Source organism: Streptomyces paromomycinus, from assembly GCF_003865155.1.
Taxonomy (GTDB): domain Bacteria; phylum Actinomycetota; class Actinomycetes; order Streptomycetales; family Streptomycetaceae; genus Streptomyces; species Streptomyces chrestomyceticus.
This window is the reverse complement of the sequence record NZ_BHZD01000001.1, coordinates 3,959,061-3,974,895: the sequence shown is the minus strand read 5'-3', so window position 1 is coordinate 3,974,895 and position 15,835 is coordinate 3,959,061. Positions and strand designations below refer to the sequence as shown.

At 72.9% G+C, this 15,835-nt stretch carries 14 protein-coding genes; 9 read left to right on the top strand and 5 right to left on the bottom strand.

Annotation, left to right across the window (positions count from 1 at the left end; genetic code table 11):
* Positions 1-118 precede the first annotated feature (118 nt).
* From OEIGOIKO_RS16375 to OEIGOIKO_RS16365, 3 genes are all read left to right on the top strand, one after another.
* Positions 119-988, top strand: coding sequence for a class II aldolase/adducin family protein (locus OEIGOIKO_RS16375; protein WP_246177370.1), 870 nt, complete (start codon positions 119-121; stop codon positions 986-988).
* A gap of 241 nt (positions 989-1,229) precedes the next feature.
* Entirely contained in the window at positions 1,230-2,582 is a 1,353-nt protein-coding gene (locus tag OEIGOIKO_RS16370) for a hypothetical protein (protein WP_246177369.1), read from the top strand.
* 202 nt (positions 2,583-2,784) lie between these two features.
* On the top strand, positions 2,785-3,333 hold the full coding sequence (locus OEIGOIKO_RS16365; protein WP_371858927.1) for a DoxX family protein: 549 nt from the start codon (positions 2,785-2,787) through the stop codon (positions 3,331-3,333).
* Between the two features lie 88 nt (positions 3,334-3,421).
* Here OEIGOIKO_RS16365 and OEIGOIKO_RS16360 read toward each other — a convergent pair whose 3' ends face one another.
* The 3 genes from OEIGOIKO_RS16360 to OEIGOIKO_RS16350 form a co-directional block, all read right to left on the bottom strand.
* The gene (locus OEIGOIKO_RS16360; protein ID WP_125054689.1) at positions 3,422-3,643 is read right to left on the bottom strand and encodes a hypothetical protein; all 222 of its coding nucleotides are present in this window, start codon (positions 3,641-3,643) and stop codon (positions 3,422-3,424) included.
* Positions 3,640-5,133: a PspC domain-containing protein gene (locus OEIGOIKO_RS16355; protein WP_246177368.1), complete on the bottom strand. Its 1,494-nt coding sequence runs from the start codon at positions 5,131-5,133 to the stop codon at positions 3,640-3,642. The genes OEIGOIKO_RS16360 and OEIGOIKO_RS16355 overlap by 4 nt, the downstream gene beginning before the upstream one ends.
* 97 nt (positions 5,134-5,230) lie before the next feature.
* Entirely contained in the window at positions 5,231-6,247 is a 1,017-nt protein-coding gene (locus tag OEIGOIKO_RS16350; protein ID WP_125054687.1) for a helix-turn-helix transcriptional regulator, read from the bottom strand.
* Positions 6,248-6,463: 216 nt separating this feature from the next.
* Between OEIGOIKO_RS16350 and OEIGOIKO_RS16345 the strand changes: the two genes are divergently transcribed.
* The 4 genes from OEIGOIKO_RS16345 to OEIGOIKO_RS16325 all read left to right on the top strand — a co-directional run bounded on the left by OEIGOIKO_RS16345 (position 6,464) and on the right by OEIGOIKO_RS16325 (position 12,390).
* Positions 6,464-7,771 (top strand): winged helix DNA-binding domain-containing protein, encoded by a 1,308-nt coding sequence (locus OEIGOIKO_RS16345; protein ID WP_125054686.1) that lies wholly within the window; start codon positions 6,464-6,466, stop codon positions 7,769-7,771.
* Between the two features lie 291 nt (positions 7,772-8,062).
* Complete coding sequence (locus OEIGOIKO_RS16340; RefSeq protein ID WP_246178024.1) at positions 8,063-9,925, top strand: serine/threonine-protein kinase; 1,863 nt, start codon at positions 8,063-8,065, stop codon at positions 9,923-9,925.
* 294 nt (positions 9,926-10,219) lie between these two features.
* Complete coding sequence (locus tag OEIGOIKO_RS16335; RefSeq protein WP_125054684.1) at positions 10,220-11,542, top strand: ATP-binding protein; 1,323 nt, start codon at positions 10,220-10,222, stop codon at positions 11,540-11,542.
* A 143-nt stretch (positions 11,543-11,685) separates the two neighbouring features.
* Complete coding sequence (locus OEIGOIKO_RS16325) at positions 11,686-12,390, top strand: LuxR C-terminal-related transcriptional regulator (RefSeq protein ID WP_125058721.1); 705 nt, start codon at positions 11,686-11,688, stop codon at positions 12,388-12,390.
* Positions 12,391-12,462: 72 nt separating this feature from the next.
* On the opposite strand, the gene OEIGOIKO_RS16320 is transcribed toward OEIGOIKO_RS16325, so the two are convergent.
* Together OEIGOIKO_RS16320 and OEIGOIKO_RS16310 are read right to left on the bottom strand one after the other, a co-directional pair.
* The gene (locus OEIGOIKO_RS16320) at positions 12,463-13,635 is read right to left on the bottom strand and encodes a cytochrome P450 (protein WP_246177367.1); all 1,173 of its coding nucleotides are present in this window, start codon (positions 13,633-13,635) and stop codon (positions 12,463-12,465) included.
* 257 nt (positions 13,636-13,892) lie between these two features.
* Positions 13,893-14,357 carry an ATP-binding protein gene (locus OEIGOIKO_RS16310; protein WP_125054682.1) on the bottom strand — a complete coding sequence of 155 codons (465 nt, stop codon included), beginning with the start codon at positions 14,355-14,357 and terminating at the stop codon, positions 13,893-13,895.
* Positions 14,358-14,449: 92 nt separating this feature from the next.
* Between OEIGOIKO_RS16310 and OEIGOIKO_RS16305 the strand changes: the two genes are divergently transcribed.
* Together OEIGOIKO_RS16305 and OEIGOIKO_RS16300 are read left to right on the top strand one after the other, a co-directional pair.
* The gene (locus tag OEIGOIKO_RS16305; RefSeq protein WP_246177366.1) at positions 14,450-15,265 is read left to right on the top strand and encodes a helix-turn-helix domain-containing protein; all 816 of its coding nucleotides are present in this window, start codon (positions 14,450-14,452) and stop codon (positions 15,263-15,265) included.
* A complete protein-coding gene (locus OEIGOIKO_RS16300; protein ID WP_125054681.1) occupies positions 15,262-15,450 on the top strand; it encodes a DUF397 domain-containing protein in 189 nt (62 codons plus the stop codon). Before OEIGOIKO_RS16305 ends, OEIGOIKO_RS16300 begins: the two co-directional genes overlap by 4 nt.
* Positions 15,451-15,835 lie beyond the last annotated feature (385 nt).

The window sequence follows — 15,835 nt, the reverse complement described above, 5'->3', positions numbered from 1 at the left end:
GCTAACGCCCCGAACCCGCAGTCAGCCGGAACGGAAAAGCGGCGACACCCCCTGTTCACCTCTACTACCGGCAGGTAGCTTCCGCTGCGAGCTGTACGTGCGTCAGGAGGAAGCCGCCATGCCCGAGCCCACGCCGCCCACCCCGAACGCCCCGAACGCCCCGTCCACCCCGAACACCCCGTCCGCCCCCGCCTCCACTCCCGCCTCCGTGCCCACCCCCGTCCCCACCGACCAGCTGCACTTCGCCCTGCCGCCGCAGCACGCGACCGTCGAGGAGGAGCGCCGCCACCGCAAGGAACGCCTCGCGGCGGCGCTGCGGCTCTTCGGGCGGTTCGGGTTCGAGGAGGGGGTGGCGGGCCACATCACCGCCCGGGACCCGGAGTTCACCGACTGCTTCTGGGTGAATCCGTTCGGGATGTCGTTCAAGCACATCACGGTCGGCGACCTGATCCTGGTCAACCACGAGGGCAAGGTCGTCGAGGGCCGTCACCACGTCAACCAGGCGGCGTTCGCGATCCACGCACAGGTCCACCGGGCCCGCCCGGACGTCGTCGCCGCCGCGCACAGCCACTCGGTGTACGGCCGTGCCCTGTCCACCCTCGGCGAGCTGCTGGATCCGATCACCCAGGACGTGTGCGCGTTCTACGAGGACCACGCACTGTTCGACGATTACACGGGCGTCGTGGTGGACGAGGAGGAGGGGCGGCGGATCGCGGTCGCGCTCGGGCCGCACAAGGCCGTGATCCTGCGCAATCACGGGCTGTTGACGGTGGGCGACTCGGTGGACGCGGCGGCCTGGTGGTTCATCACGATGGAGCGTTCCTGCCAGGTGCAGCTGACCGCGCGGGCCGCCGGCAAGCCCGTACTGATCGATCACGCGAACGCCGTGCACACGCGGGAGCAGCTGGGCAACGACCTGGTGGCGTGGATCAATTACCAGCCGCTGTACCAGCAGATGACGCGGAGCGAACCGGACCTGCTCGGCTGAGGCCGTACGGCCTCCGTACGGCCTCCGTACGGCCTCCGTAGGGCCTCCGTACGGCTCCGTATGTCCTCCGTACGCCCTCCCTGCGGCCCCACGTCAACCTGCCGGTCCGCCCGTCACCGCTCCACATGTCCCGTCACCGCCCGTAAAGCCGCCCGCCCGGCTTTTCGGCCTCGTCACATGCGGCACAATTTCCTCTCAGTACGGTGGAGTTGGCGACGACTGGTGGCTGGGCGGAGCGGACGTGTCGGTGGAGACGGCGGGCGGGACGACGGGGGTGTCCGGATCGCCCGGAGGGACCGAGGGCTTTCCGGGGCCCGGGGCGACGGCAGGCACGCCCGGGGCGGCCGGGGCAGGCGGTTACGGCGGTGACTGCACCTGCGGGAAGTGCCCGCGCGGCGCACGCGAGGGGCACCGCAGGGCGGTCGCCGCGTTCGTGGCGCTGCGCGAGGAGTACGCGGCGGGCCGCGGTGTCCCGGCCGCGCTGGCCCACTCGGCGGGTGCGGCGCGGCAGTGGGTGTCGGACGAACTGGCGCTGTCGGCCCGTGCGGTCGCCGAGCGCGCCGCCGCCGAGGGCGCGTCCTGGCTGGACGCGGTGTGGCGGCGCACGCTGCTGGTGCTGTGGGCCGGGATCGGCGTGCTGGTGATCATGCAGGCCGTCACCGCGATCGGTACGGGCTGGACGGCGCCGCGTACGGCGGGGCTGGCCGCGGCGGTGATCCTGGCGCTGGCCCTGACGGGCGCGGGGTGGCGCCACCGGGCGCGCGGCGGTCTGCTGGCGCCCCTGATCGGTGAGGACAACCGGCTCTCGACCTCGCGCACGGTCGCGGCGGGCTGGCTGCTGCTGGTGGCGTACGCCGTCCTCGTGCAGGCCGTGCACCTGACGCTGGTGACGGACGCGGACGCGCGCGAGGCGCTGGTGGACGGCCTCGAACTGCCGCGCGGCGCCGGGCTGCTCACGGTCCTCGCGGTGACCTGCGCGGTGGCGGTGCTGGTGCGCCGGGTCGTCGCCGTACGCATCCAGGGGCGGCGCCTGCAGAAGGTGCGCGCGGAACGGCCGCGCGCCGCCGACCTGCTCACGGACGACGCGGGGCGCGGCAGCCTCACCGACACCCAGTTCCTGCTGCTGAACGTGGCCGCCGTGTCCTTCGCCGTGGTCCGCCTGGCCCGCGACCCGTCCCGGCTGCCGGACCTGCCGTGGGCGTTCGCCGTCGTCGTGGTGGTGGGCGCGGTGATGTACGTGGCGGGCAAGTACGCGGAGGGCGGCCGTCCGGTCGTGCTGTCGGTCGTCCGGGCCCGGGAGCCGGGCGACCTGGCCGCGCCCATCCGCATCGGCGACGACATCGAGATCCGCGGTACGGGCTTCGTACCGCCGGGCGCGCAGGACGCGGACCTGCTGGCGCGTACCGTCGTACGGATCGGCGCGGTGCATGTGCACGTACCGCTGGTGCCGGTCGCCGGCGGGTTCGGCAATCCGACGGACGGTGTGCTCACCGTGCCCGTCCCGGCGGACGTCGAACCGGGCCGGGTGGAGGTCAGGGTCGTCACGGCGGCGGGTGCGGAGACGAATGCCTACACGATCGACGTGCAGGACTGACGTGCAGGACTGACGTACAGGACTGACGTGCAGGACTGACGTGCAGGACTGGGGCCCGAGCGGCCGGTGTACGCGCGACTGGTGCACGAGGCCGGCGCGCCGCGTTGAACGCCGGGTGAGCCGCCGTCCGTACCCTTTGTGGAACACCTGGCCGCGGGCACCCCACCGCCCGCGTCCGGCGGCGACGGAGAGGCGGGACGCCATGTCTCATGCGGATCGTGCGGTCGGCGGCGGCAGCGGCCTGGGCGGGGCCGGGGCGGGCAGGGGAGGTGGTCCGCGCGAGGCGATGGCGCGGTACGCGCTGCTGCCGCTGCGGATCTTCCTCGGCGTGACCTTCGTCTACGCGGGCCTGGACAAGCTGACCGACCCGGCCTTCCTCGCCTCCGGCGGCACGGGTTCGGTCGGCGAACTGATGCGGCAGGTGCGGGACACCTCGGCCGTGCCCGCCCTGGTGGACCTGGCCCTGAAGAACCCGGCGGGTTTCGGTTACGCCATCGCCGCCGGGGAGTTGGCCGTCGGCATCGGCACCCTCGTCGGACTGTTCACCCGGGTCGCCGCGCTCGGCGGCGCGCTGATCTCGCTGAGCCTGTGGCTCACCGTGAGCTGGTCGGCCGAGCCGTACTACTACGGCAACGACCTGGCGTACTTGATGGCCTGGCTGCCGCTGGTGCTGGCCGGGGCACCGATGCTGTCCCTGGACGCGATGCTGGCGGCGCGGCGCGGCAGGCAGGGGCGGCAGTTGTTCGGGTGAGGCGGCTGCCGTCCGAGGTCGTGCGCCACCTGCCGCCCGCAGTCCATCGCCCGTCGGGAAACGGGGCCTCCGCATGCTGCCCCGGTCGCTACTCCCCGCCGCCTCCCGCCGAAGCCCCCCGATGCCGCCGCACCGCCGCCCAGACGGCCGCCGTGACGCCCGACAGGCACAGGCCCGCCGGTACGGCCAGCACGGGCAGCGCGCCGGGCAGGTCCCAGGCTCCGGCCGCCTCGCCCACGTAGGCGCCGCCCACGCCCAGCGCGGTCAGGCCGGTGAGGAGCCGGGCGGGCTCGAAGCGATGGCGTTTCACGGCTGCTCTCCCGTCTGCTGATCGTGCGTCGACTGCTCGCCCGTCGGCTGCTCGCCCGTCGGCTGTCCCCCCGTCTGCGGAGCGGCCCGCTCCACATCCACCTGTCCCGCGCCCACCTTGAGGTCGAGGTCCAGCGTGCCGTGCGGCTTCTCGCCCTTCTTCAGGCCGGTCGCGGGCAGCGTGACGGTCTGCTCCTGGTCGGCCTGGAGGTGGAAGTCCTCCGGCGTTTCGCCCGGCAGCCGGACGTCGCCGAGCCCCACGTCGATGTGCAGCCGCGCGGTGACGCCGTCGGGCACGGTCACGCTGAGCTGTCCGGCGCCGACGGTGGCCTTGGTCCGTACGGTCTGCCCGTTCTTGAACGGTACGTGGCTCAGGTCCAGCTCTCCGCGCCCCGCCCCGAGCTCGTAACTCGGCTTCACGGAGGCGGCGTCCATCGGGAGCCAGACGCGGTTGCGCCAGTCGGCGGTGATGCTGTCCGGCAGGACCGAGGCGCCCGCCAGCAGCACGGACGTGAGGATGACCATGAAGACCGTGCCGCCGCCGGTCCGCCCGAACCAGGCGCTGAGCACCAGGCCGAGGCCGAAGACGACGAGTGCGGCGGACAGCCCGGCGACGAGGGCGGTGTTCAGCGGGTGGGCGTCCGCGGCGGCGCCGCCCGTCGCCAGGCCCGCGACGATCGCCAGCAGGAACGTCCAGCCGCCGATCGGCCGGCCCGCCCGGCGGCGCCGGGCCGGTGCGGCGGCCGGTGGCGCTGCGCCCCCGGCCCACGCCGTCGCGCCGGCGGTCCGGCCGGAGCTCCCGGCCGTTCCGTGTGCGGTGTGCGCCTGCTCGTGTCCGTACGGAGTGTCGCTGGGTCCCCAGAGATAGCCCACGCCGGCCGTCCCTTCCTTGGAGAGCGGGTCCCGCCACCAGGACGGGGTGTTCCGGGTGGGCGGCGCCGTCGTCTCGGGCGGCGCGTCCACGACGGTCTGTGCGGTGGCCGGGCCGGTGGTGCCCGGACCGTCCGCGCCCTCCGCGCGGCGCTGCCGCGACCAGTAGGCCGAACCGCCCACGGCCAGCGCGAGCATGACGGTGAAGGTCAGCACGCCGCGGTTGGCGAGGGAGGTGAGGAAGTAGCCGCAGCCGACCAGCGCGAACAGCAGCGCGGTCAGCGCCGTGCCCTCGACGCGGCCGGAGAGCAGCTTGCGGCCCTCGTTCTCGTCGTCGCCGTCCTCCGGGATGAGCAGCCAGGCGAAGCCGTACGCGATCAGGCCGATCCCGCCGGAGGCCGCCAGCACGGCCAGGACGATCCGGAAGATCACCGGGTCCAGCCCCCAGTGGCGGCCCAGCCCGCCGCACACACCGGCGACCACCTTGTGCCGTCGGCTGCGGCGCAGGGGGGCCTGCGGAGCCCGGCGGCCCGGTGCGTCGGCGGGCGGCGGGGTGCCTGCGGAGCCGGACGTGGCCCCGGTGGGGCCCGTCGTCTCCTCGGCGGGCGCGGCATCGTTCATGTGCCCATGGTGGCAAGCGGGCCGGGCGGACGGCATCCGTGGGAACCCTGGTTGGTCCCTGAGATCCCCTGGCGGGGCGGGGTGGGGGCTGCCCGGTTCAGGCGCGGGTACGCGGACGGCCACCGGGTGCACCGCCCGCGGCGGCGGCGTAACGGCGGGCCAGGCGCGCGCAGGCCTCCCTGAGCCGGTCCGGCCCGACGATCTCCATGTCGGCGTCGAACCGGCCGAGGGCGGCGGCCAGGGCGGGCCACGACCAGGAGCCCAGGACGAGCCGGCAGCGGTCGGGGCCCAGTTCCTCGACGATGCCGTCCCGGGTGTACCGGGACACGGCGTCCGCGGGCAGGGCGAGGATCACCTCGCCCCGGCAGGGCCAGCCGCCCGAGCCGTCGGCGCCCTGGAACCTGTTCAGTACGAAGGCGCCGACGTCGCCTCCGGGCAGCTCGCGGGGGGTGAAGCGGGGCCCGGTCGGGGTGCGCGGTGCGATCCGGTCGGCGCGGAACGTGCGCCAGTCCGCGCGGTCGAGGTCCCAGGCGACGAGGTACCAGCGGCCCGCCCAGGTGACGAGGTGGTGCGGCTCCACCCGGCGCGGCGGGCCCCCGGTGTCCCGGCCGTCCTCCGGCGGCGACGCCGGCACGTAGTCGAAGCGCAGCACCTCGCGGGCGTGCACCGCCGCGCCGAGCGCCATGAGGACGCCGCTGTCGACCTGCGCGTTCGGGCGCGCGTTCGGCGGTTCGACGGCGGTGACCTGGAGGGAGTCGATCCGGCGGCGCAGCCGTGCGGGCATCACCTGCCGGACGGTGTGCAGGGCGCGCTCCGCCGCGTCCTCGACACCGGCGCCGTTGGTGGTGGCGATCCGGAGGGCGACGGCGAGGGCGACGGCCTGTTCGTCGTCGAAGAGGAGCGGGGGGAGGTCCGATCCGGCGTCGAGCCGGTAGCCGCCGTCGGGGCCCTTGGCGGACGCGATGGGGTAGCCGAGTTCGCGCAGGCGGTCGACGTCGCGGCGTACGGTGCGCGGACTGACGCCGAGCCGTTCGGCGAGCAGCGCTCCCGGCCAGTCCCGGCGTGCCTGGAGGAGCGAGAGCAAGGACAGCAGGCGCGCCGAAGTCTTCTGCATGGTGACCATCCTGCCTCGGGTAGAGGACACAACCTGTCCTCTGCCTACGTCAATGTGGGGTCCGCAAGGCCAAGAATCCGTGCAGACATGGCAGCTCCCGAAGCGGCTCTCGAAGCCGTTCCCGAAACAGCCCCCGAAGCCGTTCCCGAAACAGCTCTCGAAGCCGCCCGCAGAGCCGCCCCCCCCGAAGCCCGCACGCACCAGGCGAGGAAGCAGATGACCGTTCTCGACACCCGCGCGCTCAACCGGGCCACCCTCGCCCGGCAGTTGCTCCTCGACCGCGCGGACCTGCCCGCCCTCGACGCGGTGGCGCACCTGTGCGGCCTCCAGGCGCAGGAGCCGCAGGAACCGTTCATCGGCCTCTGGTCGCGGTTGTCCGCGTTCGCTCCGGCGCAGCTCGGCGAACTGCTGACCGGACGTCACGTCGTGCGCACCCACCTCATGCGCCGCACCGTCCACCTCCTCACCGCCGACGACGTCCTGGCCTGGCGCGGCCGCCACGACGCGATGCTGCGGCAACGGGTCCTCGGGACCTACCGCCGCGAGCTGGCAGGGGTGGACCTCGAAGAACTCGCGGCGGCGGGCCGCGCGGTCATGGCCGACGGCGAGCCCCGCTCGATGCCCGAGCTGGCCCGGGCCGTCGCCGGGCGCTGGCCCGGCCCGGGGCCGCGGCCGCTGGGGGAGATGCTGGTCGCGGCGCTGATCCCGATGGTGCAGCTGCCGCCGCGCGGCCTGTGGCGTACGAAGGGAGGCGTACGGAACGTGCCGCTCGCCATGTGGCTGGGCCGCGAACCCGCCCCGCCGGTGCCGAACGGCGCGGGTACGGGGAGGCCCGTCCCCGGTGTGCCCGATGCCTCCGGCCCCGGTGTGTCCGACGCTTCCGTCCCCGGTGTGCCCGATGGCTTCGGCCCCGGTGTGTCCGACGCTTCCGTCCCCGGTGTGCCCGATGGCTTCGGCCCCGGTGTGTCCGACGCTTCCGTCCCCGGTGTGTCCGACGCTTCCGGCCCCGGTGTGCCCGACGCCTCCGACCCCGTGGGCGAAGCCCTCGTACGCCGCTACCTGGCCGCCTTCGGCCCCGCCGCCTCCGCCGACCTGCGCGCCTGGTGCGGTCTCGCCGGCCTGCCGCGCGCGGTCGCCGCCGTACGCGAGGAGCTGGTCAGCTTCCGCGACGAGCGCGGCCGGGAGCTGCTGGACCTCCCCGACGCGCCGCGCCCCGACCCCGGAACGCCTGCTCCGGTGCGGTTCCTGCCCGCCTTCGACAACGCGATCCTCGGCTACCAGGACCGCGGCCGGATCATCGACGACGCCCACCGCGGCCTGTCCGTCGCCGGTGAGCGGGTCGTCCTGGTGGACGGCCGGGTCGCCGCGACCTGGAAGGCCACGGACGGCACCGTGACGGTCTTCCCGCTGCGCCGCTTCTCCCCGGCCGAGCGCACGGCCGTGGGCGAGGAGGGGGAGGCGCTGGCGGCGTTCCTCTCCGACGGCGAGAGCCGGCGCGCGGAGATCGGGGCGGAGCAGGGCTGAGCCCCGCCGTTTCCGCTCGGCACCGGCCCGGTTTCCGCTCGGTACCGGCTCGGCTTCTGCTCGATACCGGCTCGATTCCGGTTGGGTTCCGGTTGGGGGACGGATGTCCCGGTACGCGTTCGATGATCGCGCCCCGCCCCTCTGCGGACGGCCGGCGGACGACTATCGTTGCGCCGGACACGTGTACGGGGGGAACCGAAGGGGCGCGGCGCGGTGACGGAGGCGGCGGTGGACGACGGGCGACTGGTCGCCGGGCGGTACCGCCTGGTGGAGGAGATAGGCCGGGGCGGTATGGGCACCGTCTGGCGGGCCCACGACGAACTGCTCGGCCGGCAGGTGGCGGTCAAGCGGCTGCACGTCTCCCCGGAACTGGACGCCGACGAGCTGGCCCGCCGCAACGAGCGCACCCGCCGCGAGGCGCAGGCCGCCGCCCGTATCAACCACCCCAACGTGGTCAGCGTCCACGACGTCGTCGACGACGCCGGCCTGCCCTGCATCGTCATGGAGTACGTGCCGTCGGTGACGCTCGGCGACGTCATCAAGGAGGCCATGCTCTCGAACAGCGCGGTGCCGCCGGGCGAGGCCGCCCGGATCGGCCGTGGCATGGTCACCGCGCTGCGGGCCGCGCACTCCGCCGGTGTCCTGCACCGTGATGTGAAGCCCGGCAACGTCCTGCTCGGTGAGGACGGCCGGGTCGTCCTCACGGACTTCGGCATCGCGGTCGCCACCGGTACGTCCACCCTCACCAAGACCGGCGAGCTGGTCGGCTCGATCGACTACCTCGCCCCCGAGCGGGTCCGGGGCCATACGCCCGGCCCGGCCGCCGACCTGTGGGCGCTGGGCGCCACGCTCTACCAGGCGATCGAGGGACGGCCCCCGTTCCGCAAGCTCACCGCGGTCGAGACGGCGTACTCGATCGCCGTGGACCCGCTGGACCCGCCGCGCAAGGCCGGTCCGCTGACCGCGCTGATCGAGGCGCTGCTGGCGAAGGAGCCCGCGGACCGCCCGTCGGCCGAGGCCGTGGAACAGGCGCTGCGCACACCGGCCGCGTACACGGACACCGCGTGGATAGGCATGTCGGGCACGCCGGGCGCACCCGGCGCACCCGCCGTATCGGGTGCATCGGGCAGCAACCCAGGCGTGGCGGGCGTAGCTGGCGAATGGGACACCGCCGGGAGCGGCGGCACCGCGGCGACGGGCGGCATGACGTCACCGGTCCAGGACCCCCGTACGGCGACGGGCCCCTCGGCCCCGAACCCGCCCCCGAACCCGCAGCCGGCCCCGAACAACCCGTACGCGGGTCCCATCCAGGGCTCGGCCCAGGCCCCGCCCTCCGGCGCGTACCACCCGGCGTCGCCCGCCGCGGACGGTACCGCCGCCACCGGCAGCATGGCCACCGCGGGCGGCGCGGCCGCCGCGCTCCCCGTAGAGGGCCCGACCTCCCCGGTCCACCGCACGACGACCGACCCGGCCGTTCCAGGCTCCGGCAAGAATCGCAAGCGCGGCCGCACGCTGCTGCTGAGCGCCGTCGCCGTGGTCGCCGCACTGACGGTCGCGGGTGGCACCCTGTACGCCCTCGGCTTCGGGCCGGGCGGCGGGGACGCGCAGGCGTCCGACGGCGGTAACGCGCAGACCGAGGCGCCGACGCCCGCCCCTTCCAAGCCCAGCGCGAAGCCCACCCCGAGACCCTTGCCCGACGGGTACCACTGGGTGAAGGACCCGGCGGCCGACGTCACCGTCCCGGTGCCCGACGGCTGGACCCGCCAGCGGCAGGCGAACGGCAACGGCTCCACCTACCTCAACCCCAACCAGCTGGTCGGGCTGCGCATCGAGGTCCTCGACTTCGCGAGCGTGAACCCGCTCCAGCACTGGAAGGACAACGAGCGCAACGCCCTCAACGAGGGCAAGTTCCCCGGGTACCAGCAGCTGCGGATGCAGGACACGGTCTTCCGGGGGCGCCCCGCCGCGCTGTGGGAGTGGCGCTGGTCGGGCAGCAAGCGCGACTTCCGCGCCGTCGACCTGGGGTTCGGCCGGCCCGGCGAGAAGGAGTACGCGGTCTACCTCTCCGCGCCGGACGCCGAGTGGGGCCGGTACAAGAAGGTCTTCGACAACGTCCTGGCCGGGTTGCAGCTCCCCGAGGAGCGTCAGCCGTAGCGGGACGGTGGGGGACGTCCGGGGCCGCCCGGGGCAACCCGGGGCTGCCCGGGGCTGCCCGGGGCTGCCCGGGGACGCCTCGGGTACGGGACGCCTTGTCACCGGTCCTTGGCCCCCGTCCGTTCCCGCTCTCCGGCCCCGCCCGTTCCTGCTCTCCGGCCCCGTCCGTTCCCGCCCTTCGGCTCCCGTGTCGAAAGCTCCAGCCCACTCACAACCAAAGTTGTGAACGGTTAGGGGTGCCGTCAGGGTCGACCCTGATGCCCCGCAGCCGTCCCACGTGTGACGATCGGTGTCATGACCACCGCGCCGACCCGGCCCGAGGCGAGCTACGCCACGGTGCCCGACCCCGACGACCCGCCCTTGCGCAAGCTGTACCGCAGCGCCGACGGGCGGATGCTCGGCGGTGTCGCGCGTGGGCTGGCCGGGCACCTGGGGCTGCCGGTGTCCTGGGTCAGGGTCGTGTTCATCGCGCTGTTCATGGCCGAGGGCATGGGCGCGCTGCTGTACGCGGCCTTCTGGTTCATCGTGCCGCTGGGCGTCGGCGGCGTGGACGCGGCGCGTGCGAGCGCGTCCGCCGCCGCTCCCGGACGCCTGGCGTGGGGCCGTAAGGGCCGGGCGGCGGGCGTCCGGAAGGCCGACAAGGGGCAGATATTCGCGCTGCTCACACTGCTCGCCGGTGCGGCCGTCGTCGCGTCGCGCTTCCAGCTGGGCCGGGCCAATGCCTACGTGTGGCCGATCCTGCTGATAGGCGCGGGTGTCGCGCTGGTCTGGCGGCAGGCGGACAACGCGCGGCGCGCGCAGTGGCTGGAGATGGGCCGCCGCAAGGGGGTGCTGCCGCTCGTGCGCGGCGCGGCCGGTGTGGTCCTGGTCGGCGTCGGGGTGACCGGCATCGTCGTCCTTCAGGGGTCGGTCGGCCATCTCGGTTCGGTGCTCCAGGCGGCCCTCGCCGTCCTGGTCGGTATCGCGCTGCTCGCGGGCCCGTATCTGGTGCGCATGACGCAGGACCTGTCCGAGGAACGCCTGATGCGGATCCGCGCGCAGGAACGGGCCGAAGTCGCCGCGCATGTCCACGACTCGGTCCTGCACACCCTCACCCTGATCCAGCGCAACGCGGAGGACCCGCGCGAGGTGGCCCGCCTCGCCCGCGCCCAGGAACGCGAACTGCGCGCCTGGCTCTACAAGCCGGAGGGCCGCGGCAAGGACGAGGAGCAGGAGCCGGACACCCTCGCCGAGGCGGTGCGCAAGTCCGCGGCCGAGGTCGAGGACCACCACGGGGTGCCGATCGAGGTTGTGGTGGTCGGTGACTGTCCGCTGGACGAGCGGCTGGGCGCGCAGCTGCAGGCCGCGCGCGAGGCGATGGTCAACGCGGCCAAGTACGGCGGCGAGGGCGGCGCGGTGCAGGTGTACGCCGAGGTGGAGGGCCGTACGGTCTTCGTCTCCGTACGGGACCGGGGCCCCGGCTTCGACCTGGACGCGGTCCCCGGCGACCGCATGGGCGTACGGGAGTCCATCATCGGCCGGATGCAGCGCAACGGCGGCACGGCCCGGCTGCGCTCCGCGCCGGACGGCGGCACCGTCGTCGAGCTGGAGGCGGAGCGCCTGCCGGAGGACGGATGACGGATGATGAGGTGGCGGCACGGCGCCACCGGACCATGGAAGCCGAAGCCGAAGCCGAAGCCGAAGCCGAAGCCGAAGCCGAAGCCGAAGCCGCAACCAACGCCACCGCCGCAGCCAACGCCGACAAGGGACGGACGGACGAGATGAACAGCGACGCCGCACAGGACGACCAGACCGGCGGCCCCGCCCGCACGGTGCGAGTCGTCCTCGTCGACGACCACCGGATGTTCCGTACGGGCGTCCAGGCCGAGATCGGCCGTACCGAAGAGACCGGTGTGGAGGTCGTCGGCGAGGCCGCCGATGTCGACCAGGCCGTCACAGTGATCACCGCCACCCGCCCCGAGGTCGTCCTGCTGGACGTGCACCTGCCGGGCGGCGGCGGCGTCGAGGTGCTGCGCCGCTCCGCCGCGATGATGGCCGACCCCGAGCGCCCGGTGCGTTTCCTCGCGCTGTCCGTGTCCGACGCCGCCGAGGACGTCATCGGCGTCATCCGCGGCGGCGCCCGTGGTTACGTCACCAAGACCATCACCGGTGCGGACCTGGTCGACGCCGTCTTCCGGGTCTCCGACGGCGACGCGGTCTTCTCCCCGCGGCTGGCCGGTTTCGTGCTGGACGCGTTCGCCTCCACGGACGCTCCTCCGGTGGACGAGGACATGGACCGGCTGACCCAGCGGGAGCGTGAGGTGCTGCGTCTGATCGCCCGCGGCTATGCGTACAAGGAGATCGCCAAGCAGCTGTTCATCTCGGTCAAGACCGTCGAGTCGCACGTCTCGGCGGTGCTGCGCAAGCTCCAGCTCTCCAACCGGCACGAGCTGACCCGGTGGGCTACGGCCCGGCGGCTGGTCTGACGCGGACGGCTTCGCGGCAGTCGCTGTGCTTGCGGTGGCGTCTGGGGCTCGGCGTCTGGGTCCTGCGGTACGTCACCAGGCCACCGGCAGGGTGAGCGGTGACCGGATGGGGGAGTGGTCCTCCCAGGTGGGCGGCTGTCCCGTGAGACGGAGCCGGGGAAAGTGGTCGAGAAGAGCCTCCAGGCCGATGCTCAACTGGGCGCGCGCCAGGTGGGCGCCGATGCAGTTGTGCGGGCCCCGTCCGAAGGCCAGGTGCGGGTTGGCCCGCCGGTCCAGCACCAGCCGGTCCGCTTCCGGGAACGTCCGCTCGTCGCGGTTGGCGGCGGCCACGACGGGCAGTACGGCCTCGCCGGCGCGGATGGTGCGCCCGTGCACGGTGACGTCCTCCCGGGCCTGGAGGATGACGACGCCGTTCTGCACGGGGAGGAAGCGCAGGAGTTCGTCGACGGCGGTGGGCAGCAACGCCCGGTCACGGAGCAGCCGTTCGTAGCGGTCCGGCTCGGCCAGCAGGGTCAGTACGGCGTTGGCCAGGAACATGGTGGTGGTGCGGTAACCGGCCACGAGCATCGACAGCCCGAAGGCCAGCACACTTTCCTCGTCCACCGCGCTCTCCTCGCCAGCCGCGCTCTCCTCGTCCGCCGCGCCGCGGTCACTCGCCTCGACCAGTGAGCTGAGAATGTTCCCGCCCGGCGCGCGACGGTGACGTTCGAGAAGCGAGGCCATGTAGGAACGAAGCTGGTGGGTGGCGTCACGGCCTTCCCCCAGGGTGACCAGCGCGCCGAGCGCGTCGTCCGCCGCGGCGAGGAAGGTCGCACGTTCGGCATAAGGGATGCCCACCAGCTCGCACATCACCAGCAGGGGGAAGGGCTCACAGAAGCCGCGCACGAGGTCGCCGGGTGGCCCGTCGGCGACGATCTGCCCCAGCATGCGGTCGGCGGTGGCGCGGAGGGCCGGCCGCCGTTGCCGCGTCGCGCGGACACTGAACGGTTCCGCCAGCGCCTGGCGCAGGGCCGCATGCCGCGGCCCTTCGAGTTCCATCATGGTGACCAGGCCGGGGCCACGGGCGGCGGCGTCCGCGTCGAGCGGCCAGTCGTTGATGGTCGGCCGGATGAACCGGTCGTCGGCGAGCAGCTTCCGTACGTCGTCGTAGCGGGTGACGTACCAGGCCGGAGCTCCGAAAGGAGTGGCGACGCGCGCGACCGGGCAACTGCGGCGCAGCGCCGCGTACTCCGGTGGCGGGCCCACGCTGCCCGGTGGGGGCATCGGGAACGGAGCCGGGCACGGTTGGTGCGCGTCCCCGGGTTCAACGGGTTCAGCAGCGGCCATGTCCGGACCCCTCCCCGGACACTGACGGCATAAGCGGCAGCACGGGGCAAACCACCAGCGATGGTGAACGTGGCGTGCGCGGGCGGAAAGCTCCGCCCGCACCTGCTCCACTACGTGCGCCCCAAATCGCTGGACACCTCGCGCCGCCGGAACAGCCCACGGCGTTCTGCACGCTGCTACTGGACTTCCTCCGCCGTCTCCCGAAGCAGTGAGCCGGAGCCGGGGGCGCTGAGGCAGCCGCTCACCTCGAACCACACCACCTTCCCGATCCCGTACGGGCGCGGGTGCACTCCCCACTCGTCCGACAGCGCCGCGACCAGCGCCAGTCCGCGCCCGTCCTCGTCGTAACAGTCCGCCACCCGGGGCTCGGGCATCGCGAAACCGGCGTCGGACACCTCGACGCGTAGCCGCTCCGCGTGGAGCAGGCACCGCACCCGTACGTAGCGGCCGCGCGGAGCGCGTGAGTGGACACAGGCGTTGGCCGTCAGTTCGCTCAGCATGAGCACGGCGGTGTCGGTCGCCTCGGCCTGCAACTGCCACACCTCCGCGAGTTCACGCAGGTACTTACGCGCCCGTCGCGCGCTACGGGGATGGCGCGGCAGCCACCATTCATTCTGGAGGGGGGAATTTCCGTCGTTCACGGCCCCGAGCCTGTCGTCCCGGGCGTACCGTCAGCAGCCGCGACAAGGGTACGCACCAGGCTGTACCGGTCGTGCCGAGGAAAGGGGACGCGATGCCGAATGGACCCGCCGAGCTACCGATGACGTGGCGCTACTGCGGCGATCAACTCAAGCTATGGCGCACGCATGCGGGGCTCTCCCGCGAAGAACTCGCCGAGGAGGCGAGTTACGACGCGGAGTACCTGAAATCCATGGAGCAGGGGCGCCGGAGGCCGACGCTGCGGATGCTTCGGGTTGCGGAGCAGATGTGCGGTGCGCATGGGATGTTGGAGGCGGCGTACGAATATCTGAAGCCGGAGAAGTGCCCGCGGCACTGCAACGAGTTCATGGACCTCGAAAAAGAGGCGATCACGTTGCACTGGTACGAGGACCTCCTCATCCCGGGCCTGCTGCAAACAGAGGAGTACGCGCGTGAGCTGATGATCCATGCGTTCCCTCCGGTGGACGATGAGACGGTGGAAGCGCGCGTCGAGTTCCGGATGGAGCGCCAGCGGCGGATTGAGGCCGAACCGACCGTGCTGTTCAGCTTTGTTGTCTACGAGGCGGCTCTGCGTACGATGGTTGGGGGTGCCGAGGTGATGAAGCGGCAACTCGACCGTCTACTGGAGCGCCAGGAACTGCGCAACGTATCGGTTCAGGTTCTGCCCGTCGGTCGTGCGCCCTACCAGGCATTCGGCGGCCCGCTTGTACTGCTTGAGACTGCCGAGCACGAGACGTACGCGTATTCGGCGGGGCAGGGCACCAGCACGTTGCAATCCGAGGCGAGCAACGTGAGTGAACTGGCCCACCTGTACGGGATGATCCGCATGCAGGCGCTGGGGTCTGAGGACAGCGCCGCATATATTCGAGAGGTGGCGAAAGGCTTATGAGTGCTGCGGTCATGTGGAGGAAGTCCACCTACAGTGGCGCCGACGGGGGATCGTGCGTGGAGGTAGCCACCCGCCCCGGCGCCGTCCATGTCCGCGACTCCAAAGACGCGACCGGGCTTCAGCTCGCCATCTCCCCCCGTGCCTGGTCGGCCTTCGTGCAATTCGCCGTTACCTCCGGCGCTTGAGCCCCGAGCTCCGGAGGGCGGGCGTCGAGCTCCTTCTGTAAGGAACGGGTGGGTTGGGACAACCCACCCGCCCTCCCAACCCCCGCGCATACCAGCGCGGATGACTTCTCGTGACCGGCTTGCCACCGAGCGTCGCGAGGCTCTACCGTCGCGACAGCGAGCAGCGGTTGCGCGTTGCGAGCAATAAACAACCCCGGCAGGTGCTACCAACACCGAACCGGGGTCTGACCTCCAAGATCGAACGGCACGATCCTGTGGCTGACGCCAAACTTACTACGGCACCCTGCGCGCCCGTACCCGCACACCCCAAAGCCGCTACCGGCTACGGCAAGCGAAGCGCCCCTGACCAGGCACGTTCCCGTCGGGACGACTTCGCCCACCTCCC